Here is a 25,426-nt window from a genome sequence, read left to right on the forward strand (position 1 = left end):
CGGCAGAAGGTCCGTCCGCGGCCGTTCATCTACCAAGGAGTTCACATGTACAACCCGGTTCCGGTTCCTTCCCGCACACCCGTCCTGCTCACCGGCGCGACAGTCCTGCCGATCGCCGACCGCGCCGGCCGGCCTGTCGAGGCGCTGGCAACCGGCGATGTGCTGCTCGTCGACGGCCGCATCGCCGCTTACGGCCCGGTCGGTACCCTGAGCGCACCGGAGGGCACTCAGACGATCGACGCCACCGGCAAGTACGTGACGCCCGGCCTGTTCGAGGCCCACGGGCACATCGGCATCGACGAGGACGGAGTGCCCGACGCCGGTGACGACACCAACGAATCGATGACCCCGGACGGTTCCGGACTGCGCGCGCTCGATGGGATCAACCCCGATGACATCGGCTTCAAGGACGCCCTGCGCGGCGGGGTGACCGCAGCTCTGATCAAGCCGGGTTCGGCCAATCCGATCGGAGGGCGCTCCGCGGCGGTCAAGGTCTGGGGCCGGATCGTCGACGAGATGCTCATCAGCCAGGACCTGTCGGTGAAGTCGGCGCTGGGGGAGAACCCCAAGCGCTTCTTCGGCAACCAGGGTAAGGAACCCTCGAAGCGCACGGGCGTGGCGCGCGAACTGCGCAGGGCGTTCACCGCCGCTCAGGACTACAGGGCCGCAAAGGAGTACGCAGAGGCCGAGGGCAAGCCCTTCACCCGGGACCTGGGCAAGGAAACGCTGGTCCAGGTACTCGACGGCGAACTCGCCTGGGACCAGCACTGCCACCGTGCCGACGACATCGCCACCGCCATCCGGCTGTCCAAGGAATTCGGCTACCGGGTCGTGATCAACCATGCCACGGAGGGCCACCGGATCGCCGACTTCCTGGCCGCCGAGGGCGTCGACTGCATCGTGGGGCCGCTGATGACCAGCCGGTCGAAGGTCGAACTGCGCAATCGGACGCTGTCGACGCCGGCCGCGCTCGCGGCCGCAGGCGTGCGGATCGCGCTGACCACCGACCACCCGGTGATCCCCATCAACTTCCTCATCCACGAGGCGTCCCTGGCGGTCAAGGAGGGACTGCCACGCGACACGGCGCTGCAGGCGCTGACCATCAACCCGGCGCTGATGTTCGGCCTGGAGGGCCGACTGGGTTCCCTGGCACCTGACACCGATGCCGATGTCGTCGTCTGGTCGGGCGATCCGCTGGACGTGCTCTCGCGCGTCGAACGGGTCTTCATCGACGGCCGGCAGGTCTACACGCACAACGACGCCACCGGCGCCGCCGATGTCGCAGATCCCTACGGTCCCACCCTCGTGAACGTGCCGTGACCGACCGGCCGCAGTCAGAAGCCGGTGAGACGGCGGCCGAGCGGGAAGCAGAGCGTCAGGCCAGGGCAGAGCGGGCGCGCAGCAGGAAGCGCGTTCAGCAGCTGCTGCGCGGCTCGGCCCAGGCCCATGCCGCCCCGCAGACCGCCGGTGGCAAACGCCGTGCCGCCGAGCGGATAGCCCGCCGGGCGGTGGACCGGATCGTCACCGATCCGGAACCCACCACCCAGCCGATCCCGCTGGTGGCCCGGCTCAAGGGGACCGCCTATCAGGCTCCGGTGCAGCCACAGGCGAAGAACGAGGACGAGGCCAGGATGATCCTGGACTTCGCCGTCGACACCGGCCGGATGCTGTTGCGCGCGGGTGCGGGCTCCAAGGACGTGGAGATCGCGGTGATCGCGGTGTGCACCGCGCTGGGCCTGCCCAATGTCGAGATCGACCTGACCTCGGGGGCGCTGACGGTCCACTACGCGGACCCGGAGGGCCGACTGCTGACCGTTGTGCGGGTGACCCGCGACGAGTCCCTGCACTATGCGAAGATCTCCTCCCTGCACGCCCTGATCGCCGATATCGTCGATGGCAAGGTCGACTTCGATACGGCGCGCTCCCGCCTCGATGCCATCCGGCGGCAGCCGCGGCCGTATCCGGAATGGTTCATCACCGGTGCCTGGGCGGCCCTGGTCGGGGCGTTCACCATCCTGGTGGGTGGCGGACCGATCTCGATGACCCTGGGCTTCATCATGGCCATCGTGTTCGACGGGGTGGGCAAGCTGTTGGGCCGGACCGGTGTGCCCGGCTTCTTCATCACCGCGGGGCAGTCCCTGTTGGCGACCCTGGTCGCGACGGTCGCCTGGAACTTCGGTCTGGTCTCCAGCCCGCAGTATCTGGTGGCGGCGGGCATCGTCCTGCTGCTGCCCACTCAGAGCCTGCTGGCGGCCGTCGAGGACGCCCTGACGAGTTTCCCGCTGACCGCTGCGGGCAAGTTCGTGGGCGTGTTCATGACCTTCGCGGGAATCGTCTCGGGGATCGCCGCAGGGCTGTCCCTGGCCGCTGCCATGAACCTGCGCGATATCGACGTGCTCATCGACTCGAGTGCGCTCACGGGGCTGGGCACGGTGCTGGCCTCTTTGGCGGCCTCGGGGGTCGTCGCGGCAGCCGGAGCGGTGGGCATGCAGGCCTCCAAGCGGGTGATCCTGCCCGCCGCGGCCATCGGCATGGTCGGATTCCTGTGCAATTGGGGTCTGGGCGGCCTGGGCATCACCGGCGTGGCGAACTCGTTCATCAGCTCGCTGGTCGTCGGTGTGTTGGCCTATCCCGTGGCGATCTGGAGGCGCACCGCTTCGATCGTCTACCTGATCCCCGCGCTCTACCCGCTGCTGGCCGGCCTGTCGATCTTCTCTGCCGCCTACAACATGGTCGGCAGCGATTCGGTCACGGTCGCCTCGGGGTTGTCGGCGCTGTTCCTGGCAGTCGCCACGAATGCGGCACTGGCGGTGGGCGCCGTGCTCGGCGGCTTCATCTGCGCACCGCTGCAGAGTCATCTGCGCAAGCGGATCACCGAATACCGGCAGCAGGCAGCGGAACCGGCCACCTCGGCCTGAACGGCGCATGCGGGCCCGCAGCGGCGTCCGGCACGGGCCTCAGCCCCTGTCCACCCGCCAGTCGATCGGCGCGCTGCCCTGCTGCTCCAGCAGTCCGTTCGCCCGGCTGAAGGGCCGAGAGCCGAAGAATCCGCGGGAGGCCGACAGCGGCGAGGGATGGGGCGAGGTGATGGTCGGGACGCCCGGTAGCTGCGGGGCCAGGGACTGTGCATCGCGTCCCCACAGGATCGCCACGAGTGGGCCCCCGCGCTCCACCAGCGCGGCGATCGCCGCATCGGTGATCGCCTCCCAGCCACGGCCCCGATGAGACGCGGGCTTACCGGGGCGCACGGTCAGGCACCTGTTGAGCAGCATGACGCCCTGCTCGCTCCAGGCGGACAGATCGCCGTGTGCGGCCGGGGCGATGCCCAGATCGTCGTTCAGCTCCCGGTAGATGTTGTTCAGCGACCGGGGGATCGGCCTGACGTGTGGATCGACCGCGAAGGACAGGCCTATCGGATGGCCCGGGGTCGGATAGGGGTCCTGCCCGACGATGAGCACGCGGACGTCCGCCAGGGGAGCGCGGAAGGCGCGGAACACGTTCGCTCCCGCCGGCAGATAGCCCCGGCCGGCGGCGTTCTCGGCGCGCAGGAAGTCGCCCATCGCATGGATCTGCTCGGCGACCGGGGCCAGTGCACGGGCCCAATCGGGGGCCATGATGTTGTCCAAGGGGGCATCGTCCATACGCCCAGCCTACTGGCCGTGTGCACAGGCCGTGTGCGCCGGTGCCGTGTCGTGGACGGGCCCGCGGCGTGGCGCGGGCCACTGTGATCCGGCTAGTCTGAGAGGTGGGTCCCATCCCCGGCCCCGCCGGGTCCGGACGGGCCCGCTCACAGAACATCCGGGCGCACGGGCGCCCGCTGAGAGGAGACGAGTCATGGCCGACTTCCCGGTCAAGCAGGACTGGCAGATGTACATCGGCGGCGAATGGGTCGACGCGGTCGACGGCACCCGGGCCGATGTCATCACCCCGATCGATCGCACCGTCGTCATCGCGACGGTCCCCGAAGGCAAGGATGCCGACGCGGACCGGGCGGTCAAAGCGGCCAGGGCGGCGTTCCCCGCCTGGTCCGCCCTGCATTTCAAGGAACGCCAGAAGCTGTTGGTGCGCGCCGCCGACGCGCTCGAGGCGCACGCCGAGGAGCTGGCACAGCTGACCTCGGTCGACACCGGCAACGCACTGCGCACCCAGGCGCGCCCGGAGACCACCATCCTGGTCGACCTGTTCCGCTATATGGGAGGTGTCGCGGGCGAGGTCAAGGGCGATGTGCTGCCCACGGCGCCGGACCAGCTGCACTTCACTCGCCGGGTGCCCCTGGGCGTCGTCGCGGGCATCCTGCCGTGGAATTCGCCGCTGATGATCGCGGCCTTCAAGACCCCGGCCGCCCTGGCAGCGGGCAATACGCTCGTCCTCAAATGCGCCGAGGACGCACCTCTGACGATCCTCAAGATGGCCAGGATCATCGGCGATATCTTCCCCGCCGGCGTGCTCAACGTCGTCACGGGCAAGGGCTCCGTGATCGGCGAGGCCCTGACCACCCACCCGGATGTCGACAAGGTCTCGTTCACGGGTTCGACCCGTGTGGGCAAGCACGTGGCGGAAGTCGCCGGCGCCCGGCTGGCGCACTCCTCGATGGAGCTCGGCGGCAAGAGCCCGAATATCGTGTTCCCCGATTCGAACGACGACTACACGCTGTCCCAGGTGCTGTTGTCCACCCGCTTCGCCCGCCAGGGACAGTCCTGCACCATGGGCTCGCGGCTGTTCCTGCACGAGGACATCTACGATGACTTCCTGGCAAAGCTGGTCGCCGAGGTCGCGCAGATGAAGGTCGGCGATCCGCGGGAGGAGTCCACGGACATCGGCTGCGTGATCAACCAGAAGCAGTTCGACCAGATCACGAACTACATCGAGATCGGCAAGTCGATGCCCGGCGTCGACATCGCCTATGATGGCGAGGCCGACATGGAGGTCGGCGAACCCGGCTTCTACCATGCGCCGGTCATCTTCTCCAAGGCCAAGAACGACTGGCAGACCAGCCGTGAGGAGATCTTCGGCCCGGTCCTGTCGGTCATCCCCTTCTCCACGGAGGAGGAGGTCGTGGCGATGGCCAACGACTCCGATTACGGCTTGGCGGCCTATGTGTTCACCCACGATGTGGACCGCGCCCTGCGTGTGGCGGATGCGATCGAGTCCGGCTGGGTGCAGGTCAACCAGGGTGGCCCGCAGATCGTCGGTCAGTCCTACGGCGGGATGAAGACCTCGGGCTTCGGCCGCGAGGCATCCCTGGAGGGCATGTTGGAGGGCTTCACACAGATCAAGCAGATCAACGTCCACATCGCACCCCGGGACTGAGCGTAGGGAGTTCGAGCCCCGTCGTTACTGGCAACAGCTGGTAGCGGCGGGGCTCTTTCGTTCCTGATGCCACCCAGCGCATCTGCTACCACTGCTGCCACCGAAACAGAGAAACTCTATTCGGCAAACATCGGAAACCAGTTTCGAATAAACCCTTCCCTTCATGAGTGGCCTGCGCTACACTTGAGGTAGGTCAGGAAACCCGAATCGGACAGCAAAGTCCCGTCAGGTTTTACGGCTCGTCTTCCCCGACACAGTCACAACACGCGTGTGCTGAATACTCAGTGCGGCTTCTGACAGCAGCGTCCGGACCCGGGTCCGGTACAGGAGGAGGGGAGAGATCATGACCATTGATTCCACCCTCCCACGTGCTGGTTCCCCCGATGATGACAAGAACCCTGGGGTCTTCGCCCGCCCGGCGGACCCCTTGCTGACCCCCGACGATTGGGAGCGTTTGCAGGAGATCGCTCCGGAACTCGTTCACGCCAGTGAGTCACTCGCTGGTCTGGGTGCCGGTGTGGGTACGGATCCCAGTCTTGACGCTTCCGACCTGCTCCTGGTGCTCAAGGGAATCGAACACCTGTCCCGCGTGACCGCCTCGACCGAGGCTGTTGTTCTGGCGCGGGCCGAATACGAGGTGCCCACTGTTGATTATGGTGCGAAGACTCTTCCGGCCCTGGTGACTCGCCTGTTGAGGATTGATGGGGCGGCCGCGAGGCGGCGGGTGCGGTTCGCACACGCGATCGGTGCCGGCCGGTCTTTAACGGGTGCGCGTCTGGAACCCGCCTACCCGCATGTTGCCCTCGCCCTGGCGGACGGGGGTGTGTCGGTGGATCAGGCGCAGGCGGTGATCCGGGAGATCGAGAAGATCCCCCACCAGGTCCGGCATGTTCATCACGCCACGGCCGAGAGGCTACTCGTGGACACGGTGCCGAGTGTTGATGTGGACCAGGTTCGTGTGTTGGGTTCTCGGATTCGAGCCTACCTGGATCCCGATGGACGCTTCGCCGAGGTTCCACCGTTGGTTGATGAGTATCACGTGACGGTGACGCCGCGGAGGAATGGTGCGTGGAATCTCACGGGTCTACTGGATCCGGTGACGGGTGGGAAGTTGCATGGGCTCTTGACGAATCGGCAGGAGCCCGGAGTGCTGGTGGAGGACGCGACGGGAGCGGGTGCGGTTACTGAGGTCGGTGGCCTGGATGCGGTTCCTGCCGACACGGTCTGGGGAGAGGGCGCGGGTGTGCCCGGTGGCGGAGCTGAACCCGGGGCTGGGCTCGATGAACCCGGCTGCGATCTGCCACCCGGTGACCTGCCGGCTAGCGCGGTGACGGTTGATGGGCAGCCCACGACGAAAGCGGATCATCCGTTTGGGTATCGGGAGCGGCCCGATGGGGCACGTCGTCATGACATGTTCGCGACCTTGATTGACCGGGCTGCGGGTTCGGGTCCGCAGGGTGCGGGGATGGCCCTGGTGGTCACGGCGACTGCTGAAGAGTATGCGCAGGACAAGGCGGAGGTCGAGTCCACGGCAGGCCCGATCGGGTTGCAGGATCTGGAATCCCTGTCTCCGGGTGCCCTCGTGTACTTCCAAGCCACACAGCCAGGTACCCGGGAAGTCACCGTGCACAGTGCTAGTCGGTTTGCTACGCGGCGGCAGGTTGAGTTGATCGCCGCTCGTGATCGGGGGTGCACGTTCCCGGGGTGTGATATGCCGGTGGGGTGGTGTGATGCCCACCATATGATCCCCTGGTCCTCTGGTGGACCCACGACGGTGGCGAATCTGACCTTGGCGTGCCGGTTCCATCACACGTGGCATGACCAGCATGGGTGGCGGGCCGAACTGATTGGTGGTTTGCCTGCCTGGATTCCTCCCCGGCATGTGGATCTGGAGCAGCGGCCGGTGTTTCATTCCCGGTTCGCGGCTGCTCTGGTGGATGTGAGTGCTGCGTGGAACGCTGCGGGTTTGCCGCCGGTGTGGGTGCCGGAGGATTTCTCCCCACCTGACTGGGACACAGAATCGGACCTGAGCGACCCACCCGATCCACCAGGCCCGCCAGACTCGTCTAAGACTTCGGGTTCACCGGGTTCATCCACGACATCGGGGACCGGCACTCTGCCTGCCACAGGTGCTCTGGGTGCCTGCACATCCGGCACCGGTCCTCCGGGTCCCGGCACGCCGTGGGGCACTCATGGGTCCTACACCGGGGATGCGGGCATCGCCCCCGATGCCGATGACACGGATCTCCCACCCTTCTGAACCGGGTAAGCAGGCTGTCTCAAACGGGCAGCTCGCAGAAATCAACCTGGAATAGACGGCACAGGGGCTGCCCGTCAGCTCCGTGGTCTCTTTATTTCATGACTAGTGATTTCACGACTAGTGCAGGTTACCCCGGCTTCTTCTCCAACCTTTCCCCGGCTGTGGGTACTTTCCCTGATCATTGGCTGATGGACATTCCCAGAACCGTGTGGTTGAGGGGCGGGCAGCCTCGGGCCGGTTAAACTATCGGGGACGAAGGAGGAAGGTGTGATGGTCGAAGCCGAGAACACTCAAGCTGAGAACACCGGCGGCGCGGCCGCGTGCAGTGGGCTGACGGACTTCGAAGCCGCGGTGCTCGAGTTCGAAGCGCAGTGGCCCGTGTACTCCGGAGCTAAGGACAGGGCCATCCGGGAAAGTTTCGACCTGGGTGCGGCCGACTACTTCCAAGCCCTGGGCGCACTGCTCGACGACCCCCGCGCCTACATCGCAGATCCCATTCTGATCAAACGGCTGCGCCGGATCCGTGACACCCGACAGCACGGCCGTGCCGCCCACCGAATCGCAAAGTAGGAACATGACGCATCAGTATCCCGAGGACGAGTTCGACAACCTGCAACCGGTGTCGAAGAAGGGTGCGCACCGCCGCCCCGCAGGCCCCCTGAGCCAGGGCGCGGCGATCACCCTGGTGACCGTCCTGGCCATCGTCGCCCTCCTGCTGGTCGGCGGGACGATCAACATCATCAAGCGCTCCGCCGGTGATCCGGAGACGGTCGCGGAACAGGGCGCCGCCGCCGATGCGACCCAGGGCGATGACGGCAAGGACGGCGACGGTAAGGACGAGAAGTCACAGGGGGGATCGGCATCGAGCGCGCCGACCTCCGGTGAGTCGTCCGAACCCACGGCGACCGGGGACTCGGACGTCGACAAGTCGGATATCGAGGTCGGGGTGTTCAACGCCTCGGGCAAGACCGGGGCTGCCGCCAAGCTCAAGTCGACCCTGGAGAACCGGGGCTGGACGGTCACCTCGACGGGCAACCAGTCCTCGGCGTCGAAGAGCACAACCGTGTACTACAAGGAGTCCTCGAACGAGGAGGCCGCGCAGACCCTGGCCGAGGAGATCGGCGCCACGGAGACCAAACAGTCGACCCGTTTCAGCACTGATCTGGCAGTTCTTCTCTGTACCGATCTGGCTGAGTGACAGGGCGGCTCCCACACGATTTCGCAACAATCCGGCAGTCTCATTGCAGCTTTGTCATAAAAGCCGCCACCGACGGGTAATGGCCCTACGGGTGAACTATGGTGGACACCGTCGTGCGGCCGATCCTGACCGTGCGGCTTGTATCAGAGCAATAATGGAGTCATCATGACGCAAGGCACAGTCAAGTGGTTCAACGCCGAAAAGGGCTACGGTTTCATCACCGTCAACGGCGCTGACGACGACGTTTTCGTCCACCACACCCAGATCCAGATGGACGGATACCGGTCGCTTGCCGAGGGCCAGGCCGTTGAGTTCGAGATCGGTGAGGGCAGCAAGGGTCCGCAGGCGGAGAACGTCACGCCGCTGTGATCGACGGTCGATCACCGGACTTTCGGTCCCGCTGAACCGTGTGGGGCGGAACATCCTGGGGATGTTCCGCCCCACTGGTCATTCACGCTTTCATCCCGCGGCGAAATCGAGCGCGTTCCGCGGCCAGGATTTTGCACTCTCCCGGTGAGAGTGCTAAATCTATAGGTGGTGAAAGCCATCATCGTGGGTAGTGGCTGCGGGTGTCTGTGGAAGGGAAACAGGCATTCAGTAGTCGGCCGTCGCGGGCGCTGGCGATGAGGGTTCAACAATCCACCCCGTACAGGGAGGACGCTAGCCACCATGGCAAAGCTCATTGCATTCGACGAAGAAGCGCGTCGTGGCCTCGAAACCGGTCTGAACACCTTGGCTGACGCAGTCAAGGTCACGCTCGGACCGCGCGGCCGCAACGTCGTGCTGGAAAAGAAGTGGGGCGCACCGACCATCACCAACGATGGTGTGTCCATCGCCAAGGAGATCGAGCTCGAGGATCCGTACGAGAAGATCGGCGCGGAACTCGTCAAGGAAGTCGCCAAGAAGACCGACGACGTCGCAGGTGACGGCACCACGACCGCCACCGTCCTGGCCCAGGCGCTGGTCCGCGAGGGCCTGCGCAACGTCGCAGCCGGAGCCGATCCGGTCGGCCTGCGCCGGGGCATCGAGAAGGCTGTCGCGGCCGTGACCGCGACCCTGCTCGACTCCGCCAAGGAAATCGAGACCAAGGAACAGATCGCAGCCACCGCGGGCATCTCCGCCGGCGATCCGGCGATCGGTGAGCTGATCGCCGAGGCGATCGACAAGGTCGGCAAGGAAGGCGTCGTCACCGTCGAGGAGTCGAACACCTTCGGCCTGGAGCTGGAGCTCACCGAGGGCATGCGCTTCGACAAGGGCTACATCTCCGGTTACTTCGTCACCGATACGGAACGCCAGGAGACCGTTCTGGAGGATCCCTACATCCTGATCGCCAACTCGAAGATCAGCAATGTGAAGGACCTGCTGCCCGTCCTGGAGAAGGTCCAGCAGTCGGGCAAGCCGCTGCTGATCATCGCCGAAGACGTCGAGGGCGAAGCCCTGGCGGTTCTGGTGGTCAACAAGATCCGTGGCACCTTCAAGTCCGTCGCCGTCAAGGCACCGGGCTTCGGTGACCGCCGCAAGGCGCAGCTGGCCGATATCGCCATCCTCACCGGTGGCCAGGTCATCGCCGAAGAGGTGGGCCTGAAGCTCGAGAACGCCACCGTGGATCTGCTGGGCACCGCCCGCAAGGTCGTCATCACGAAGGACGAGACGACGATCGTCGAAGGTGCCGGCGACTCCGAGGAGATCGCGGGCCGCGTGGCCCAGATCCGTGCGGAGATCGAGAACACCGACTCCGACTACGACCGTGAGAAGCTCCAGGAGCGCCTGGCCAAGCTGGCCGGCGGCGTGGCCGTCATCAAGGCCGGTGCCGCCACCGAGGTCGAGCTCAACGAGCGCAAGCACCGCATCGAGGACGCGGTGCGCAATGCGAAGGCGGCTGTGGAAGAGGGCATCGTCGCCGGCGGCGGCGTTGCCCTGATCCAGGCGGGCGCCTCGGCGTTCGACACGCTCGAACTGACCGGCGACGAGGCCACCGGTGCTGCGATCGTCAAGGTCGCCATTGAGGCCCCGCTCAAGCAGATCGCGACGAATGCGGGCCTGGAGCCCGGCGTCGTGGCCGAAAAGGTCCGCACGCTGCCCATCGGACACGGCCTCAACGCCGCGACCGGCGAGTACGTCGATCTGCTGGGAGCCGGCATCAACGACCCGGTCAAGGTCACCCGTTCCGCGCTGGAGAACGCGGCATCGATCGCAGGCCTGTTCCTGACGACCGAGGCCGTCGTGGCCGATAAGCCGGAACCCGCGGCCCCCGCCGCGGATCCGACCGGCGGCATGGGCGGCATGGACTTCTGAGTCCGGTTCACCCAGTACCGACAACCGGCGGCGCACCCCGATCATAGGGTGCGCCGCCGGTTGTCTTCCAGGGCTCTACCCGGTCCGGGGACAGCAGGGTTTCAGTGCGCGCACAGACTCCCACTCCATAATTGAAGGCGTCGGATCAATCAGCTTGTATCGGGAGTAGTATCCATGGGGTTTGTCTTTCTCCTCATCCTCGCCATCATCGGCGTGGGGTTCTTCTGGTCGTCGCACAAGGAGAAACAGCGCCGGGTGGCCCAGCAGGCCGAAGAACTCGACATGGTCAGGCGGACCGCTGAAGAGGATGTCACCCAGTTCGGCGAACTGGTCGCAGATCTTGACATCGTCACCGCGGGCGTCCAGCTGGACGAAGGTGGCAGGCAGGACTACAAGCGGGCTCTGGAAGCCTATGACACCGCCAAGAACACACTGGAGGCGGTACAACGGCCCGAGGACATCGCGCATGTGACGCAGGCGCTGGAGGACGGCCGCTACGCCGCCAGCTGCGTGCGCGCCAGGGTCGAGGGCAAGCCACTGCCGGTGCGTCGCCCACCCTGTTTCTTCAACCCCCAGCACGGCCCCAGCGTCGAAGACGTCGACTGGGCTCCGGCGGGTGGGCGGTTGCGTCCCGTGCCGGTATGCGCGGCCGATGCCGAACGCCTGGCAGTGGGCGCCGAACCCGCCGTGCGCAAGGTACCGGGGGCGGATGGCTATTCCCGGCGCGCCTACTGGGAGGCGGGCCCCGCCTACGCCCAGTACAACCGCGGCTACTTCAACGGCTATGCCGGTTCGGGCATGCTGCCAGGGGTGCTGATGGGCGCGATGCTCATGGGCGGTATGGGACACGCCTTCGGCCCGATGGGCTGGGACCAGCAGGAGATGATGGCCGACGGTGACTTCGGTCAGGACATCACCGGTGGAGCCGATATGGGCGGAGACCTCGGCGGTGGGGACTTCGGTGGGGATATGGACTTCGGAGACTTGTTCTAGCCCCTCTGCCCGGTCTGGGATCTTCGCCTCGGCCCCTTTGACTTGTTGTGCCGGCGGCGGACTAGACTGGAGGACCATGGAAACCGTAGAGATCCGCGATGACAGTATCCGCCTGGGCCAGCTCCTGAAACTCTCCGGCATTGTCGAGGACGGGGCCATGGCCAAACAGCTCATCGCCGATGGGCAGGTCAGCGTAGATGGTCGCACGGAGACCCGCCGGGGTGCGACGATTCACCCGGGCGCCACTGTGGAACTCATGGGGGAGTCCTTCACCGTGGCCCGCGCCTGACACCGGCCCGGGCGCCGCAGAGGACGCACCGGGCCCCGGTGTGACGGAGATCGGGAACCTTATAGTGAGTCGGTCAGTCCCGGAGCGTCCCACACCGGTGACCACTTGGACAGATCGTCCTCGAATCGCAGATCGGCGCCGATGGCCGAACGGATGTTGAACTCCACTGCCGTATCGCGCCGGTTCGGTCCCACCTGGACGAAGGGGTAGAAGGTACCGCGCTTGTACAGGTAGACCAGTGCGGCATTGACCCCGGCAGAAGACCGGAAGTACAGGGTGGAGCACAGCAGCATGGGTCCGAATCCCTGGGCCTCGAGGCTGGAATTGACCGCGTGCATATTGGTCACCAGTCCTGGTACGTCGATCTCCGAGGAGGACACGACCTGCCACGTGAAACCGTAACCGTCGTTGACCTGGTGGACGGCCGCGGTCGGGTCGGATTCGATCAGTGCCCGACTCTCCGCTTCGACCTGGGCGAAGGCGCCTCCCTCCACTTGGCGGAACGCCACCCCGGCGAAGCCGGTCGGGGAGAAGTCGGTGGCGGCCTGCAGGGTCAGCGCCGCCGGTGGCAGAGCGAAGAGGTCGTCGAGGTTCGACTGCTTGGGCTTGGATCGGCCCAGCAGTGCGTCGAAGAATCCCATGGGGAGGTCTCTCTTTTCCTACGTCTCGTGTGGTCGGTGTCGGTGCGCGGGCGGTCGGCTCAGCCGCGCTGCGAGAGCTGGCCGGCGATCCGCTGCAGCTGATCGAGCCGCTGCTGCAGGGTGGGGTGGGTGGAGAACAGCTGCTTGACCGAGGAACCGTTGATGGCCGGTGCGAAGGCCAGGTGGTTGGCCGCGGAGACATCACGTAGATCCTGCTGGGGCACCCGCCCCATTTCCCCGGTGATCTTGACCAGGGCCGAGGCCAGGGTGGACGGCTGCCCGGTCAACAGGGCACCGGCCCGATCGGCTGCGAGCTCGCGGTAGCGTGAGAGCACGCGGATGAGGAAGAAGGACAGCGCGTAGACGACCGCTCCGACCACGGTCATCGCCAACATGACGATGGCGGCGTTGTTGTTGCGATCGCCGCCGCGCGATGGTGAGAACATCCAGGCGCGCATCATCAGTCCCGCGACCACGCCGGTGACTCCGGCGACGGTCATCACCGTGACATCGCGGTGGGCCACATGGGACAGTTCGTGGGACAGCACGGCCTCGACCTCGGCCGGTTCCAGGGTCTCCAGCAGCCCACGGGTCACACAGACGACCGAGTGGTTGGGGCTGCGGCCCGTGGCGAAGGCGTTGGCGACGGGCGAGTCGGAGTACGCCACCCGGGGTTTGGGCATATCGGCCAGTTGGCACAGGCGGTCGACCATGAGATGGAGTTCAGGTGCCTGCTGCTGGCTGACCTCGTGGGCGCCCATGGAGCGCATCGCGATGGAGTCGGAGAGATACCACTGGAAGAAGAAGGCGCCGCCGCTGATGAGCACGGCGATGATCACCCCACCGGTGCTGCGGCCCAGGATCGCCCAGATCGCCAGGATGAGGATGACGTAGATGAGTCCGTTGAGGAACAGGCTCAGCCCCATGCGGAAGCTCAGTCCGCGGTCCTTGACGAAACGATTGGCGGCCATGGTGGTTGCTCCCTGTGCTGCGAGGTGGTGCGAAATGGGGTGCCGACGGCCCGGCGGGACGAACCCGCTGGGCGGCCGGCCCCGACTCAGACGATGTTGGGGATGAAGCCCTCACCCGTGAGGAGCTCGCGGATCTGCTCCAGGGTGGCGTCCGGGAACGGGATGACGATGTCGGAGGGCGCCAGGTAGTCATCGGGGACCGGCTTGGCGTGCTCCAGAATGAAGGTGCGCAGGGCGTGCAGGGTGTCCGTCACGGCCTGTTCGTCTCCGGAGTCGACTGCGGCCTCGACCCGGTCATCATAGTTCTGCAGGGCGGCCTGTTCGACTTCCGCAACGTCGAACTGTCCTTCGCCCATGATGCGCACGATCATTTCGCATCCCCCTGCGCCGGTGCATCCTGTGCGGCCTCGTCGGTCAGCTGTCCCTGGCCGGTAGAGCCCCCGCCGGGCAGGGATTCGCGCATCCGGGCGAGTTCGGTCTCCACATCCGAGGCCGAGGACATGGCCTCGAGCTGGGATTCGATGTCATCGCGCGGCGCGCCGCCGACCGAATCGTCGAGCACGCCGGAGGCGATGAGTTCGTCCACGGCGCCGGCCCGGGCCTGCAGCTGCTGTGTCTTGTCCTCGGCGCGCTGGATCGCCATGCCCACATCGCCGAATTCCTCGGAGATACCGGAGAAGGCCTCCCCGATCTGCGTCTGTGCCTGGGCCGCGGTGTAGTTGGCCTTGATGGTTTCCTTCTTCGTCCGGAAGGAATCGACCTTGGCCTGCAGGCGCTGGGAGGCCAGCGACAGCTTCTGCTCTTCGCCCACCAGCTGTTCGTGCTGGGCCCCCAGATCCGCGATCTGAGAATCCAGTCCCGACTTGCGGGTCAGGGCTTCGCGGGCCAGATCCTCGCGGCCCATCTCGAGTGCCTTCTGCGCCTGCCCCTGGAGCTTGGACTGCTGTGCCTGCAACTGGTTGATCTGCAGTTCCAGGCGCTTACGGCTGGTGGCCACATCGGCTACGCCACGGCGTACCTTCTGCAGCAGTTCGAGCTGCTTCTTATACGAGTAGTCAAGGGTTTCATTGGGGTTCTCGGCCTTGTCGAGGACCTTGTCTGCCTTGGCCCCGAAGATCGTGCCGATCCGCTTGAAAATGCCCATGGGTGCGAGTCTCCTTTGGCGGGTGGACCGGCCGGGACGCGGAATTCCCGCACCCCGGCCGGAGTGCTTTGCTCAAGCCTACTGGCCCACCCTGGAAATTTCCCGCAGGATCAGCCGGTGAACATCCGGGCGGTGGCCAGTTCGACCTCGGCGTATTGTCGCCCGGCCTGTTGCAGTGCCGCCTGAATGCGCTCGAGCGAACCGTGCACCTGTTTCTGCACCCCCTCCCACTCGTGTGCCAATTGTTGGAAATTCGCCGCCGCGCTGCCCTGCCAACAGTCGCCCAGGGCATTCAACTGCCGCATCAGCGCATCCACCTGGCCGCCGAGGTTACCTGCCGTTGTGGCAGCGATCCCGGCCGCCGCGAGTACTCTGTCCGAATCGACCTGGAATGTCGACATGATCCGCTCCTTCCCCTTTGAGTCGTCCCGTGAAACGGGGCGGGCGGGTATCCCCACCGATTCCATCCTGTGGGCCGGCCGACGGGCGGACAAGACACAGCGGCCCGCCTGTGGACAAGATCTGCCTGTCCACAGGCGGGCCGCTGCACGGTTGTGCCGGCATCCACAGTCTGCGGCTCGGCGGTCGGGGCGGCTGCGGGCCGGCTGTGATCCGTGGCCGGTGTGCCTACTGCATCGCCAGCTTCACGGACACCTGCCGGGTGGAGTCGCCGCGGATCACCGTCAGCTCCATCGGCCGGTCGGTGCCGTGCGCGCGCACCAGGGCCTGCAGGGAGACGTTCGAGTTCACCGGGGTGCCGTCGGCCGCGATGATCGAGTCGCCCTTGCGCAGCCCGGCCTTGGCCGCGGGAGAGCCCCCCTGGACCGATTCGACATTGGCGGCACCTCTGCCGATCCCGCCCTGTTTGACCGTTCCGTTGACGATGGTCACGCCCAGGAAGGGATGTTTGGCAGAACCCGTGGAGATGAGCTGATCGGCGATACTGGTCGCCTGGTTGATCGGCACGGCGAAGCCGATGCCGATCGAACCGCTCTGTCCGGACGATCCCGCCCCGGCGTTCAGCGAGGCCGCCGCGGAATTCACCCCCACCACTCTGCCCGCTCCGTCGACCAGGGGCCCGCCGGAGTTGCCCGGGTTGATTGCGGCATCGGTCTGGATGGCGTTGGAGATGGTGGTCTCCGAATCCTGCGACCGGGACTGCGGGTCGTCGTTCTGGCTCGTGGCCACCGGGCGGTTGAGCGCTGAGACGATGCCGGTGGTCACGGTGTCGGCCAGACCCAGCGGGTTGCCCAGCGCCATCACCGGTTGGCCGACCTTGAGGGAACCGGAATCCCCGACATTCAAGGGCGCGATGTCTTTGGGCTTGTCGGCGATGGCGAGCACGGCGATATCGGTCAATGGATCGCGGCCCACGATCTTGGCTCCGACCGTGTCCCCATTGGTGAAGACGACCTGGACTTCGCCACCGGGGCCGGCCGCGTCTGCGACGACGTGGTTGTTGGTGATGACGTGGCCGCCGTCCTTGTAGACGAAGCCGGAGCCCAGCCCGGAGAGCTGGCCGTTCTTGCCGACCTGGATGGCGACGACGGATTTGGAGGCGTCCTGGGAGATCTTCGTCCAGTTGGGTGTCTCCACGGTTGCCGACTGGCTCTCGGCCGTGTTGTCGGTGGTGAGCTTGTCGATGCCCACTGCACCGGCTCCGCCGACCACGGCGCCCAACACCGCTGCGGCCGCGGCGATTCCCAGGACCGCGCCCCAGCCCGGCCCACGGCGCGGCTTGCGCGGGGACGTCGGCGGCATGCTCGGCGGCGACGAGGGGGGCGGTGGCACCTGTGCGGGCGGCTGCCCGCCGTAGGGCTGGGAGCCGTAGGCGTATCCGCCCTGCCAGTCCTGGCCGTCGCCTCCGAAGTATTGCTGGCTCATGCCTCGTCCTTTCTCATGGTGTCGTGTCCGCCGCCCACCGGCAGGTCGACGCGGAAGGTGGCGCCGCCGCCCGGGGTGTCGAGCACCGAGATCCGGCCCCGGTGGTTCTCCACGATCGCCTTGACGATCGACAGGCCCAATCCCGACCCTCCGGTGTCACGGGTGCGTGAGGCGTCCACCCGGTAGAAGCGCTCGAAGATCTTCTTGGCGTCCTCCCGGCTGATTCCCTCGCCATGGTCGCGGATCTCCAGCCGGGCCCAGCCGGCCGGGATCTGTGCGGCCTGGGCGGCTCCTCCGGCCGGTCGCTGATCGCCGGTGCCCTGCTTGCCCGTATTCTGCCGAGAGCCCCACTTGCCCAAAATGGCGGTGTTCTTCGAGCCCTGCTTGGGGGCCTTCGGCTTGGCGGTGGGCCGGGGCGGAGCCTGGACGGCGGGCGCGCCGGCCCCGCCCTGGGGTCCGGCGGACCCTGGGCGCGGCCCGGATCCACCCGCCGGCCCCCGGTCCGTGGGATCGAGGGTGCCGATGGCGAATTCGATGGCGGTTCCGCCGGGGGTGTGCCGGACGGCGTTGGCGGCCAGATTGACGATGACCTGCCGCAGTTTGGCCTCATCGCCGAGCACCGGCGGGATCGGCTGGGCATCACCGCCGTCGAGGCCGATGAAGCTGATATCGCGGTCCGGCGCCTGGGCCACGGCGTCCGCTGCGGCGTCCTGCATGATCCGACCCACGTCGACGGGGCCGGTCTCCTGCGGCCGGTGTTCGTCCAGCCTGGCCAGTGCGACCAGGTCCTCGACCAGTACGCCCATCCGCTTGGCCTCGGATTCGATGCGCTCCATGGCCATTCCGACCTGTTCGTCCGTGCGCAGTGCACCCTGTCGGTACAGTTCGGCATAGCCGCGGATGGTCACCAGCGGGGTTCGCAGTTCGTGTGAGGCGTCGGAGACGAACTGGCGCATCTTCTTCTCGGACTGGGTTCTGCCGTCGAATGAGGTCTCGATCTGGCCCAGCATCGTGTTCAGCGATTTGGACAGTCGGCCCAGCTCCGTACCGGGTGGATACTCCGTGACGCGCTGGGTGAGGTCTCCTGCGGCGATCCGACCGGCGGTGGTCTCGATGTCCTTGAGTGGCCTGAACGTGTTGGTGATGGCGAAGTACCCCACCCCGGCCACGATCGCCATGGCCAACAGGCCTATGCCCAGACTGGAGTTGCGTGCATAGGTGGTGATCTGGTCGACGTCACGGTCGAAGGGGATCGCCACCGCCACGTTGAAATCGGTTTTGTTCACCCCCAGGGCCACAACGCGCCACTGCCCCCTGCTGCCGTTGACGGTGAAGGGACGCCCGCCCTGCGACTCGACGGTCTTGTCGTCGACGGCCGGCAGGCTGGGCACATTGTCGCTGTCCGGGCCGACCGGTTTGAATGCCCGCTGCCCCCGTGCATCGTAGAACTGCACATAGTAGTTCGCCGGCAGCAGCTTGCGCAGCGAGTCGGCCGTGACCCCGTTCTGCGAATCCGCGGCGGCCAACGGGGGATTGGCGAAGACCTCGTTGGCCGCCTGCTGGGCCAGAGCCTGGGCGGCTGACTGCAGGCGGTCGTCCGTGCGACTGATGAGGCTGCCGCGCAGGTTCTCCAGAACCCATGCGCTGGTGCCAGTGAGCACCAACAGCAGCAGCGCCATCATGATCGTCAGGAGCTTGGCCGTGAGCGACCAGTCCTCCCACACGACGGATCTGCGGCCGCGTGTCTGTCTGACCGGAGAAGAGATGATGGGCCCCGCTCTTCGTTACTTGTCGGTGGTGCGCAGCATGTAACCCACGCCGCGTTTGGTCTGGATCATCGGCGTCCACGTCAGGTCGAGCGGATTGCCCGCCTCATCGGTGGCCGGTGCGGTGTCGACCTTGCGGCGCAGATAGGAGATGTACGATTCGACGATGCCGGTGTCACCGCCGAAGTCGTATTCCCATACGTGGTCGAGGATCTGCGACTTCGACAGCACCCGGTTGGCGTTGAGCATGAGGTAGCGCAGGAGCTTGAATTCGGTGGGGGAGAGGTCGATGAGGATCCCCGCCCGGCGGACCTCGTGCGTGTCGTCGTCGAGTTCCAGTTCGCCCACCGTGATGACGGCCGACTCCTCTTCCTCGATCGAATGGGTTCGGCGCAGCACCGCGCGGATGCGGGCGACGACTTCCTCGAGGCTGAAGGGCTTGGTGACGTAGTCGTCGCCGCCGACGGTCAGGCCGGTGATCTTATCGGAGGTGTCGTCACGGGCGGTCAGGAAGACCACGGGGATGTGGCGGCCGGCCTGGCGCAGGCGGCGGGTGACGGTGAAGCCGTCCATATCGGGCAGCATCACGTCGAGGACCAACAGGTCCGGTTCGGTGGTTTCGGCCAGCCGCAGGGCCTCGGCGCCGTTGGCGGCGGATTCGACTTCGAATCCTGCGAAGCGCAGGCTGGTGGACAGGAGTTCGCGGATATTGGGTTCGTCGTCGACGACCAGCAGGGTCGCCTCGGGTACCTGGGGGTCTGTTGAGGTGCTCATGCCTCCATGGTGCTCCCTTAGTCTGGAAGTCCCCTGAATGTGATTGTGATCTAAATCATATTATCCGGGCGGTGTTTCCGCGGCGAGCGCCGGTCCCGCCGCGGTCACCGGCCGTGGCCTACTTCCAGGCCCAGGTGTTCAGAATCGACTCGGACAGTTCCGCGCGTTGCTCGGCGGAGAAGCCGGTGGGGGTGGAGATCGTGAGGATATGGGCCTTGTCGCCGTGGACCAGGTAGAACTGATCGGCGGCGTACTCGATTCCGGAGACATCCATATTCGCGGAGATGTGGGCGACCTGCTCACCTGCCACGGTGGCGCGCTCGCCGACCTTGACGTCCTTGCCGCCGCCGGCCTGCAGCTGGCCGGGGGCCTGGGACTCGACGTCGTCGGCGGTCAGCTTGGACATTCCGCCGGTGGAGTTGATGTTGAGGTTCGACGCGAAGCCGTCGGTCTTCTTCGAGTCGGCGAAGGCGATATCCGCATTCGCGTTCTTGGCCTTCTTCCAGCCCTTGGGCACGTTGAAGCTGTATTCGGAGCCCTGGTACTTCTCGCCCTCGGCCGTGGCGCCGCCCTGGTCGCCGGCCTGCTGCGAGGCCGCGCCCGCGGGAGCCTGCGAGGCCGCCTGCTCGGCGGGCTTGTCGTCGGTGCCCCCGCATGCGCTGAGCAGGAGGGTGGCCGAGGCCAGCAGTGCCGATACCGTTGTCAGTTTCGAATGTCTCATGACAATCGACGGTAGCAACGGGCGGCGTACGGCGGCAATGCGGGAACCGCGTGATATACGGGCGCGCCGGAGGCGAGAGGTTACTCACACCGCGGGGGATTCCCCGCCCCGGGGATTGCCCGTGCCACGGCGGCGGGACTTCAATGGAGGTGACCCCTCCGGCGCCGGTACGACACCGCGTCCATCCTCCTCGTGAAAAGGCCCGCACTCCATGAAACACGGCTTCGCCACTGGCGTGGTCCTGACCCTGTTGTCGAACCTGTGCTTCGCCTTGGCCGGGCCGATCGCCAAGGCCATGTACGCCACGGGATGGACGCCCGGCCCCGTGGTGTTCCTGCGGTTGGCAGGCTGTGCCGCGGTGCTGGCGGTCCCCACCCTGGTGGCCATGCACTCCCGCTGGCACCTGCTGGGCCGTTACTGGAAGGACGTCGTGTCCTACGGGGTCATCTCGATGGCCGGGGTTCAACTGCTGTTCTTCCTGGCCGTCGAACGCATGCAGGTGTCCATCGCACTGCTGTTGGAGATGACGGCGCCCCTGCTCATCGTGTTCTGGCTGTGGATTCGCACAGGGGTGCGGCCGGCGGTGCCGACCCTGGTCGGCATGGTCTGTGCGGTGGCCGGCCTGCTGGTGGTGCTCGACCCGCGCGGCGCCGATCTGAACCTGGTCGGTGTGCTGTTCGCCCTTGGCGCGGCCTGCTGCCTGGCCAGCTTCTTCATGGTCTCGGCCAAATCCGATAATCCGATCCCGCCGATTCCGCTGCTGGGCCTGGGCATGTTCACCGGTGCTCTGCTGGTCCTGGTGGTGTGCCTGAGCAGGGTGATCGACGTGGACTACACGACGGCGCCCGTGCACGCGGCGGGTTATGCAGTTCCCTGGTGGCTGGCGATGGCGGCGATCGTCGGGCTGACGGTGGGTGCCTACGCCTTCGGCGTGTGGGGCCTGCGCTACGTCGGCGCGAGCCTGGGCGCCTTCATCAACCTCCTCGAGGTCCCGATCTCCGTGCTGGCCTCCTGGTGGCTGCTGCGTGAACTGCCGCACGCCATCCAGGGCCTCGGGGGAGTGCTGATCCTGGCCGGGGTCGTGTTCATCAAGGTCGGCGAGAACCGGCAGGCCCGCCGGGCGCGCATCGTCGACCTCGGCGATGTCGAGGCGCCGGCCGCGGTCCGTGCCCCCGCCGAGCACCCTGCCCACCGCTGAGCAGACCCGCGGACCGGCCACAGCGGCCGGGCCCGCGGACCGGCCGGAGTCAGCGCAGATTGTCGATCGTGTAGAGATAGCCCTGTTCGGTCAAGAACCGGCGGCGGTGTTCGGCGAAGTGCTCGTCCACGGTGTCCGAGGTGACCACCGTGTAGAAGGTCGCCGCCGAGCGGTCGGCTTTGGGGCGCAGGATCCGGCCGAGTCGCTGGGCCTCCTCCTGCCGGGACCCGAAGGATCCGGACACCTGGATGGCGACCGAGGCGCTCGGCAGGTCCACGGAGAAGTTCGCCACCTTGCTGACCACCAGGACGGTCAGCTCGCCCGACCTGAAATCGGCGTACAGCCGCTCGCGTTCGCCCTCCGGGGTCCGCCCGGTGAGCACCGGGGCGTCCAGTGCCCGCCCCAGCTCCTCCAGCTGGTCCAGATACTGCCCGATGACCAGGATCTGACTGCCGGCGTGGCGCTTGACCAGGGAGGTGACCGCTTCGATCTTCGACTCCGAGGTCGCCGCCAGCCGGTAGCGGTCCTCGCCGTCGGCCCTGGCATAGGTCGCGCGCATGTCCCGCGGCAGCCGGACCCGCACCTCGTGGCAGGAGGCGGTGGCGATGAAGCCCGCCGCCTCGATCTCCTTCCACGGGGCCTCGAACTGTTTGGGTCCGATCAGGCTGAAGACCTCGTCCTCGCGACCGTCCTCGCGCACCAGGGTGGCGGTCAGGCCCAGTCGACGGCGCGCCTGCAGGCTGGCCGTGAGCCGGAAGACCGGCGCCGGCAGCAGGTGGACCTCGTCGTAGATGACCAGGCCCCAGTCGCGCGCGTCGAGCAGTTCCAAATGCAGATAGGAGCCGCCCCGCCGGGTCGTGAGCACCTGGTAGGTGGCGATCGTGACCGGACGGATCTCCTTGACCGCGCCGGAGTATTCGCCGATCTCGTCCTCGCTCAGGCTGGTGCGCCGCAACAGTTCGGCCTTCCACTGCTTGGCGGAAACCGAATTCGTCACGAGGATCAGGGTGGTCGTATTGACCCGGGCCATGGTCGCGGCCCCCACGATCGTCTTGCCGGCTCCACAGGGCAGCACCACGACACCGGACTCCCCGGCCAGGAAGGAGGTGACGGCCCGCTCCTGGTAATCGCGCAGGTGCCAGTCGCCGGAGTGGGCGTCATCGGACAGCCCGATGCTGTGGGCCTCACCGTCGACGTAGCCGGCGCGGTCGGCCACCGGATGCCCCAGCTTGAGCAGCCGGTGCTTGAGTTCGCCGCGTTCCGAGGGGAACACCGTCGCGGCGCCCTCGTCGATCCGTTTGCCCAGTACGCCCTGCATATCGGGATGGTCCACCAGGCGTCCCAGCAGTGCCGGGTCGGTGCTGGTCAGGGTCAGGCCGTGCACGGGCGACTGGATGAGCACCAGCACGCCGAAGCGCTCCATCGTCGTGACGATCTCCAGGAGGAGTTCGTGCGGCACCGGGTACTTCGCATAGCGCAGCAGGGTGTCGATGACGGACTCGGCGTCATGGCCCGAGGCCCGCGCATTCCACAGGCCCAGCTGGGTGATCTCGTAGGTGTGCACGTGCTCCGGGGTCTTCGTCAGCTGCGCGAAGGGCGCGATCGAGATCGCAGCCTCCGTGGCCAGCCGGTGGCCGGCCTCCAACAGCAGTGTGCGGTCGGACTGGACGATGAGCGGGCCGTTCACTTCTCGGTTCCCTTCGCAGACGGATTCGGTGTTGTGCCCCCGGGCTCGCCGGCCGGGCGCACCGAGCGGATTCGGGCCAGGGGCAGTGAGACCTCGGAGAGGCCCGCGGCGCCCGCCCGCAGCGGTGCCGGTGCCGCTCCGCGGTGCCCGCGGACCCGCAGGCCGCGCACCCGTCCGGCAGTCACCGCGGTGGGGTACAGGCGCAGCTGGGAGACCTCGCCGGTGTGCGAGACGGTCTCGAGGACGACCTCGGCGCCGGTCGCCGAGACCTCGCGCAGTCGATCGGCCACCGTCACCGGTGCTGCCGGAGTCCCCGGGGTGCCGGTCGCCCGCTCGGTCAGCAGGGCGGCCTCGAAGTCGCTGAGCTCTCGGTCGCCCACGCGCAGGCTGCGGCGCTTGATCGGCGCGACCGCGGTGATCGGTGCGGGCAGCGTCGTTGTGTGTTCGCTCTGCGCGCCCAGGGTGTGGATGTCGGCGGCGGCCAGCAGCTCGGCCAGTCGTTCCTGACTGACCCTGGCGGTGGCCACCGTCGAGGTGAGCTGTTCGATGCCGGCGGTCAACAGGATCGGCTCGTTGACGATCTGCGTCAGGTCGTCCGGATCGTCGACGACGATGACCGAACGAGCCGGAGCCAGGCGCACCCGGTGCATCCGTGCGGCGGTCTCCTCGATCAGGAACTCCAGGGTCGGGACCAACGGGCCATCCGCGGCCCCTGCGATGAGGGCGAGCACGTCCGCGGCGCTCAGCCCGTCCTCCAGCCCCCGCCGCAGGCTGGCCTCGGTGAACCTGAACACGGTGCCCTGTCCGCGGGTCTCGACATCGGCCACCCGCTCCAGTGCGGTCGCCACGGTGGGTTCCAGGGGCCCTGTGGCGACTGCGGTCAGGTCGGACTGCAGGACGACGGTGCGCTCGAGGGGCGGCAGGAGGCCGGCGACCAGGTCGGTCCAGCCCTGCGGCACCGTGAGCCGCTCGAGGTCGAAGGGCAGCGGGTTGCCCGAGCGCGGCATCGCACCGGCCAGGTGCGCGGCCAGCCGCACTCCCACCGGGGTCAGCCCGAAGGAGTCCGGTCGGGCCAGGGGAGTGGTGACCAGGCCCAGGTACTCGGCCTCGGCCAGGATCTCGGTCAGGACCGGTTCGTCGGCGCTGGGCAGCAGTGGATGGTGCCACGTGAAATCCTCGACGATCGCAGCCGCAGCGGCCGCGAAGCCGCCGCGCGCGCCCAGGGCGTCCAAATCCGTCAGCAGCAGGTACCGGGTCAGTGGCATCACCGGCTGCGAGATCGGGAAACCGGAGAAGGGCGAGGTGGGGCTGTGCCCCAGCGACGATAGCGCGTGGACCACTGCACCGGTGCCATCGCGCCCGGCTACCACCTGGCCCACCTCGACGGGCAGGGCCAGCCACGCCTCGACCACCCGGGCGTAGGCGGCTGCCCGGTCGCCGGCTGCGAAGGACTCGAACACGTTCGTCGGCAACCACACGGGGTCGGCATCGGGTCCGCCGACGCCCAGCAGGCCCAGCCGGCCGGCCAGTTCCAACAGGAGCACGCTGCGGTGGGCCCCCGCGCCGGTGCGCGAGGCGTAGGACATGAGGTCGCGTTTGCCGATCCCGCCCTTGACCAGTTGGGAGGCCGGGCGGGCTGCGACCTCGCGGACCAGCGCCACGATATCGCCCACCACCTGGGCTGCGGCACCGGCCTGCGCGTTGCGGGCAATCGCCTGGGAGACCGGCGCCATGACGGGAGCCCTGGGTGGTTCGGCGTGCAGCCAGGCCGGGGGATTGGACTGGTCCCGTGCGCTCGTGGGCAGCAGGGAGACCGCCTCCGACTGGATGCGCCAGCGCATGGAGGCCGGCTCGGCCGAGTCCTGGGATTCCGCCCCGGCGGGCCAGATCAACGCGGTATCGGCCAATGTGTCGAAGGCCCGCGGATCGAGCCCGGCGGGCAGTTCGTCGAAGGAGACGTCGGGCGTCACCCGGGAGCGCGCGGCCAGCGCGCAGGCCAACTGGAGGGCTCCGGTGTCCAAGGACTCCAGCCCCCTGGCAACCCCGGCACGGGTTCCGGCGGCGCCGGCGATCCGCTGCGTGTTCGCGGCATCGCGGCGCAGCAGATCGCGTCGCGTGTTCAGGATCGCGCGGAGTCGGGGTTCGGGGCAGTGGGCCAGCCAGGCATTGAACGATTGGAGCGAGGGCACTCGTGACATTTTAGTGCCGCCCGGCCGGATGCGGGATGTGAGATGGCAGGTACGCTCGTACCCGCGGCGGCGGACACCGGGTTCAACCGGTAGACTCGTCTGCGTT

At 67.2% G+C, this 25,426-nt stretch carries 23 protein-coding genes; 11 read left to right on the top strand and 12 right to left on the bottom strand.

The window, feature by feature from the left end:
• Positions 1 to 45 precede the first annotated feature (45 nt).
• Both NQ038_RS03695 and NQ038_RS03700 read left to right on the top strand, forming a co-directional pair.
• Positions 46 to 1,320, top strand: a complete 1,275-nt coding sequence (locus tag NQ038_RS03695) for an amidohydrolase (protein WP_257047582.1) — start codon at positions 46 to 48, stop codon at positions 1,318 to 1,320.
• Positions 1,317 to 2,918, top strand: coding sequence for a threonine/serine exporter family protein (locus NQ038_RS03700; RefSeq protein ID WP_257047584.1), 1,602 nt, complete (start codon positions 1,317 to 1,319; stop codon positions 2,916 to 2,918). The genes NQ038_RS03695 and NQ038_RS03700 overlap by 4 nt, the downstream gene beginning before the upstream one ends.
• A gap of 39 nt (positions 2,919 to 2,957) precedes the next feature.
• Here the strand turns inward: NQ038_RS03700 and NQ038_RS03705 are convergent, their stop codons facing one another.
• Positions 2,958 to 3,641 carry a uracil-DNA glycosylase gene (locus NQ038_RS03705; RefSeq protein WP_257047586.1) on the bottom strand — a complete coding sequence of 228 codons (684 nt, stop codon included), beginning with the start codon at positions 3,639 to 3,641 and terminating at the stop codon, positions 2,958 to 2,960.
• Positions 3,642 to 3,834: 193 nt separating this feature from the next.
• Here NQ038_RS03705 and NQ038_RS03710 point away from each other — a divergent pair, with 193 nt between their 5' ends.
• The 8 genes from NQ038_RS03710 to NQ038_RS03745 all read left to right on the top strand — a co-directional run bounded on the left by NQ038_RS03710 (position 3,835) and on the right by NQ038_RS03745 (position 12,345).
• The gene (locus tag NQ038_RS03710) at positions 3,835 to 5,310 is read left to right on the top strand and encodes an aldehyde dehydrogenase family protein (protein WP_257047587.1); all 1,476 of its coding nucleotides are present in this window, start codon (positions 3,835 to 3,837) and stop codon (positions 5,308 to 5,310) included.
• Between the two features lie 343 nt (positions 5,311 to 5,653).
• Positions 5,654 to 7,570: an HNH endonuclease signature motif containing protein gene (locus tag NQ038_RS03715; protein ID WP_257047588.1), complete on the top strand. Its 1,917-nt coding sequence runs from the start codon at positions 5,654 to 5,656 to the stop codon at positions 7,568 to 7,570.
• A 270-nt stretch (positions 7,571 to 7,840) separates the two neighbouring features.
• Complete coding sequence (locus NQ038_RS03720) at positions 7,841 to 8,140, top strand: DUF3263 domain-containing protein (RefSeq protein WP_257047772.1); 300 nt, start codon at positions 7,841 to 7,843, stop codon at positions 8,138 to 8,140.
• A gap of 4 nt (positions 8,141 to 8,144) precedes the next feature.
• Positions 8,145 to 8,768, top strand: a complete 624-nt coding sequence (locus tag NQ038_RS03725; RefSeq protein ID WP_257047590.1) for a LytR C-terminal domain-containing protein — start codon at positions 8,145 to 8,147, stop codon at positions 8,766 to 8,768.
• A 165-nt stretch (positions 8,769 to 8,933) separates the two neighbouring features.
• Positions 8,934 to 9,137, top strand: coding sequence for a cold-shock protein (locus NQ038_RS03730; protein ID WP_257047591.1), 204 nt, complete (start codon positions 8,934 to 8,936; stop codon positions 9,135 to 9,137).
• A gap of 300 nt (positions 9,138 to 9,437) precedes the next feature.
• Positions 9,438 to 11,063: a chaperonin GroEL gene (gene groL, locus NQ038_RS03735; RefSeq protein ID WP_257047592.1), complete on the top strand. Its 1,626-nt coding sequence runs from the start codon at positions 9,438 to 9,440 to the stop codon at positions 11,061 to 11,063.
• A 174-nt stretch (positions 11,064 to 11,237) separates the two neighbouring features.
• Entirely contained in the window at positions 11,238 to 12,056 is an 819-nt protein-coding gene (locus NQ038_RS03740; protein ID WP_257047594.1) for a hypothetical protein, read from the top strand.
• Between the two features lie 76 nt (positions 12,057 to 12,132).
• Positions 12,133 to 12,345: an RNA-binding S4 domain-containing protein gene (locus NQ038_RS03745; RefSeq protein WP_257047595.1), complete on the top strand. Its 213-nt coding sequence runs from the start codon at positions 12,133 to 12,135 to the stop codon at positions 12,343 to 12,345.
• A 59-nt stretch (positions 12,346 to 12,404) separates the two neighbouring features.
• Here the strand turns inward: NQ038_RS03745 and NQ038_RS03750 are convergent, their stop codons facing one another.
• From NQ038_RS03750 to NQ038_RS03790, 9 genes are all read right to left on the bottom strand, one after another.
• The gene (locus tag NQ038_RS03750) at positions 12,405 to 12,986 is read right to left on the bottom strand and encodes a hypothetical protein (protein ID WP_257047597.1); all 582 of its coding nucleotides are present in this window, start codon (positions 12,984 to 12,986) and stop codon (positions 12,405 to 12,407) included.
• Positions 12,987 to 13,045: 59 nt separating this feature from the next.
• A complete protein-coding gene (gene htpX, locus NQ038_RS03755; protein WP_257047598.1) occupies positions 13,046 to 13,957 on the bottom strand; it encodes a zinc metalloprotease HtpX in 912 nt (303 codons plus the stop codon).
• 86 nt (positions 13,958 to 14,043) lie between these two features.
• Positions 14,044 to 14,328, bottom strand: coding sequence for a hypothetical protein (locus NQ038_RS03760; protein ID WP_257047599.1), 285 nt, complete (start codon positions 14,326 to 14,328; stop codon positions 14,044 to 14,046).
• Positions 14,325 to 15,101 (bottom strand): PspA/IM30 family protein, encoded by a 777-nt coding sequence (locus tag NQ038_RS03765; RefSeq protein WP_257047600.1) that lies wholly within the window; start codon positions 15,099 to 15,101, stop codon positions 14,325 to 14,327. The genes NQ038_RS03760 and NQ038_RS03765 overlap by 4 nt, the downstream gene beginning before the upstream one ends.
• A gap of 110 nt (positions 15,102 to 15,211) precedes the next feature.
• Positions 15,212 to 15,502 (bottom strand): WXG100 family type VII secretion target, encoded by a 291-nt coding sequence (locus NQ038_RS03770; RefSeq protein WP_257047601.1) that lies wholly within the window; start codon positions 15,500 to 15,502, stop codon positions 15,212 to 15,214.
• 226 nt (positions 15,503 to 15,728) lie between these two features.
• Entirely contained in the window at positions 15,729 to 16,985 is a 1,257-nt protein-coding gene (locus NQ038_RS03775) for a S1C family serine protease (RefSeq protein WP_257047602.1), read from the bottom strand.
• Positions 16,982 to 18,709: an ATP-binding protein gene (locus tag NQ038_RS03780; RefSeq protein ID WP_373456774.1), complete on the bottom strand. Its 1,728-nt coding sequence runs from the start codon at positions 18,707 to 18,709 to the stop codon at positions 16,982 to 16,984. The genes NQ038_RS03775 and NQ038_RS03780 overlap by 4 nt, the downstream gene beginning before the upstream one ends.
• 60 nt (positions 18,710 to 18,769) lie before the next feature.
• On the bottom strand, positions 18,770 to 19,525 hold the full coding sequence (locus tag NQ038_RS03785) for a response regulator transcription factor (protein ID WP_257047603.1): 756 nt from the start codon (positions 19,523 to 19,525) through the stop codon (positions 18,770 to 18,772).
• 118 nt (positions 19,526 to 19,643) lie between these two features.
• Positions 19,644 to 20,246 (bottom strand): hypothetical protein, encoded by a 603-nt coding sequence (locus NQ038_RS03790; RefSeq protein ID WP_257047604.1) that lies wholly within the window; start codon positions 20,244 to 20,246, stop codon positions 19,644 to 19,646.
• Between the two features lie 211 nt (positions 20,247 to 20,457).
• Between NQ038_RS03790 and NQ038_RS03795 the strand changes: the two genes are divergently transcribed.
• The gene (locus NQ038_RS03795) at positions 20,458 to 21,444 is read left to right on the top strand and encodes a DMT family transporter (RefSeq protein ID WP_257047605.1); all 987 of its coding nucleotides are present in this window, start codon (positions 20,458 to 20,460) and stop codon (positions 21,442 to 21,444) included.
• A gap of 49 nt (positions 21,445 to 21,493) precedes the next feature.
• Here the strand turns inward: NQ038_RS03795 and NQ038_RS03800 are convergent, their stop codons facing one another.
• On the bottom strand, positions 21,494 to 23,131 hold the full coding sequence (locus NQ038_RS03800; RefSeq protein ID WP_257047607.1) for a DNA repair helicase XPB: 1,638 nt from the start codon (positions 23,129 to 23,131) through the stop codon (positions 21,494 to 21,496).
• Positions 23,128 to 25,320, bottom strand: coding sequence for a helicase-associated domain-containing protein (locus tag NQ038_RS03805; RefSeq protein ID WP_257047608.1), 2,193 nt, complete (start codon positions 25,318 to 25,320; stop codon positions 23,128 to 23,130). Before NQ038_RS03805 ends, NQ038_RS03800 begins: the two co-directional genes overlap by 4 nt.
• Positions 25,321 to 25,426 lie beyond the last annotated feature (106 nt).

Origin of the sequence: Brevibacterium sp. 50QC2O2 (assembly GCF_024580675.1) — a bacterium.
Lineage (GTDB): Bacteria > Actinomycetota > Actinomycetes > Actinomycetales > Brevibacteriaceae > Brevibacterium > Brevibacterium moorei.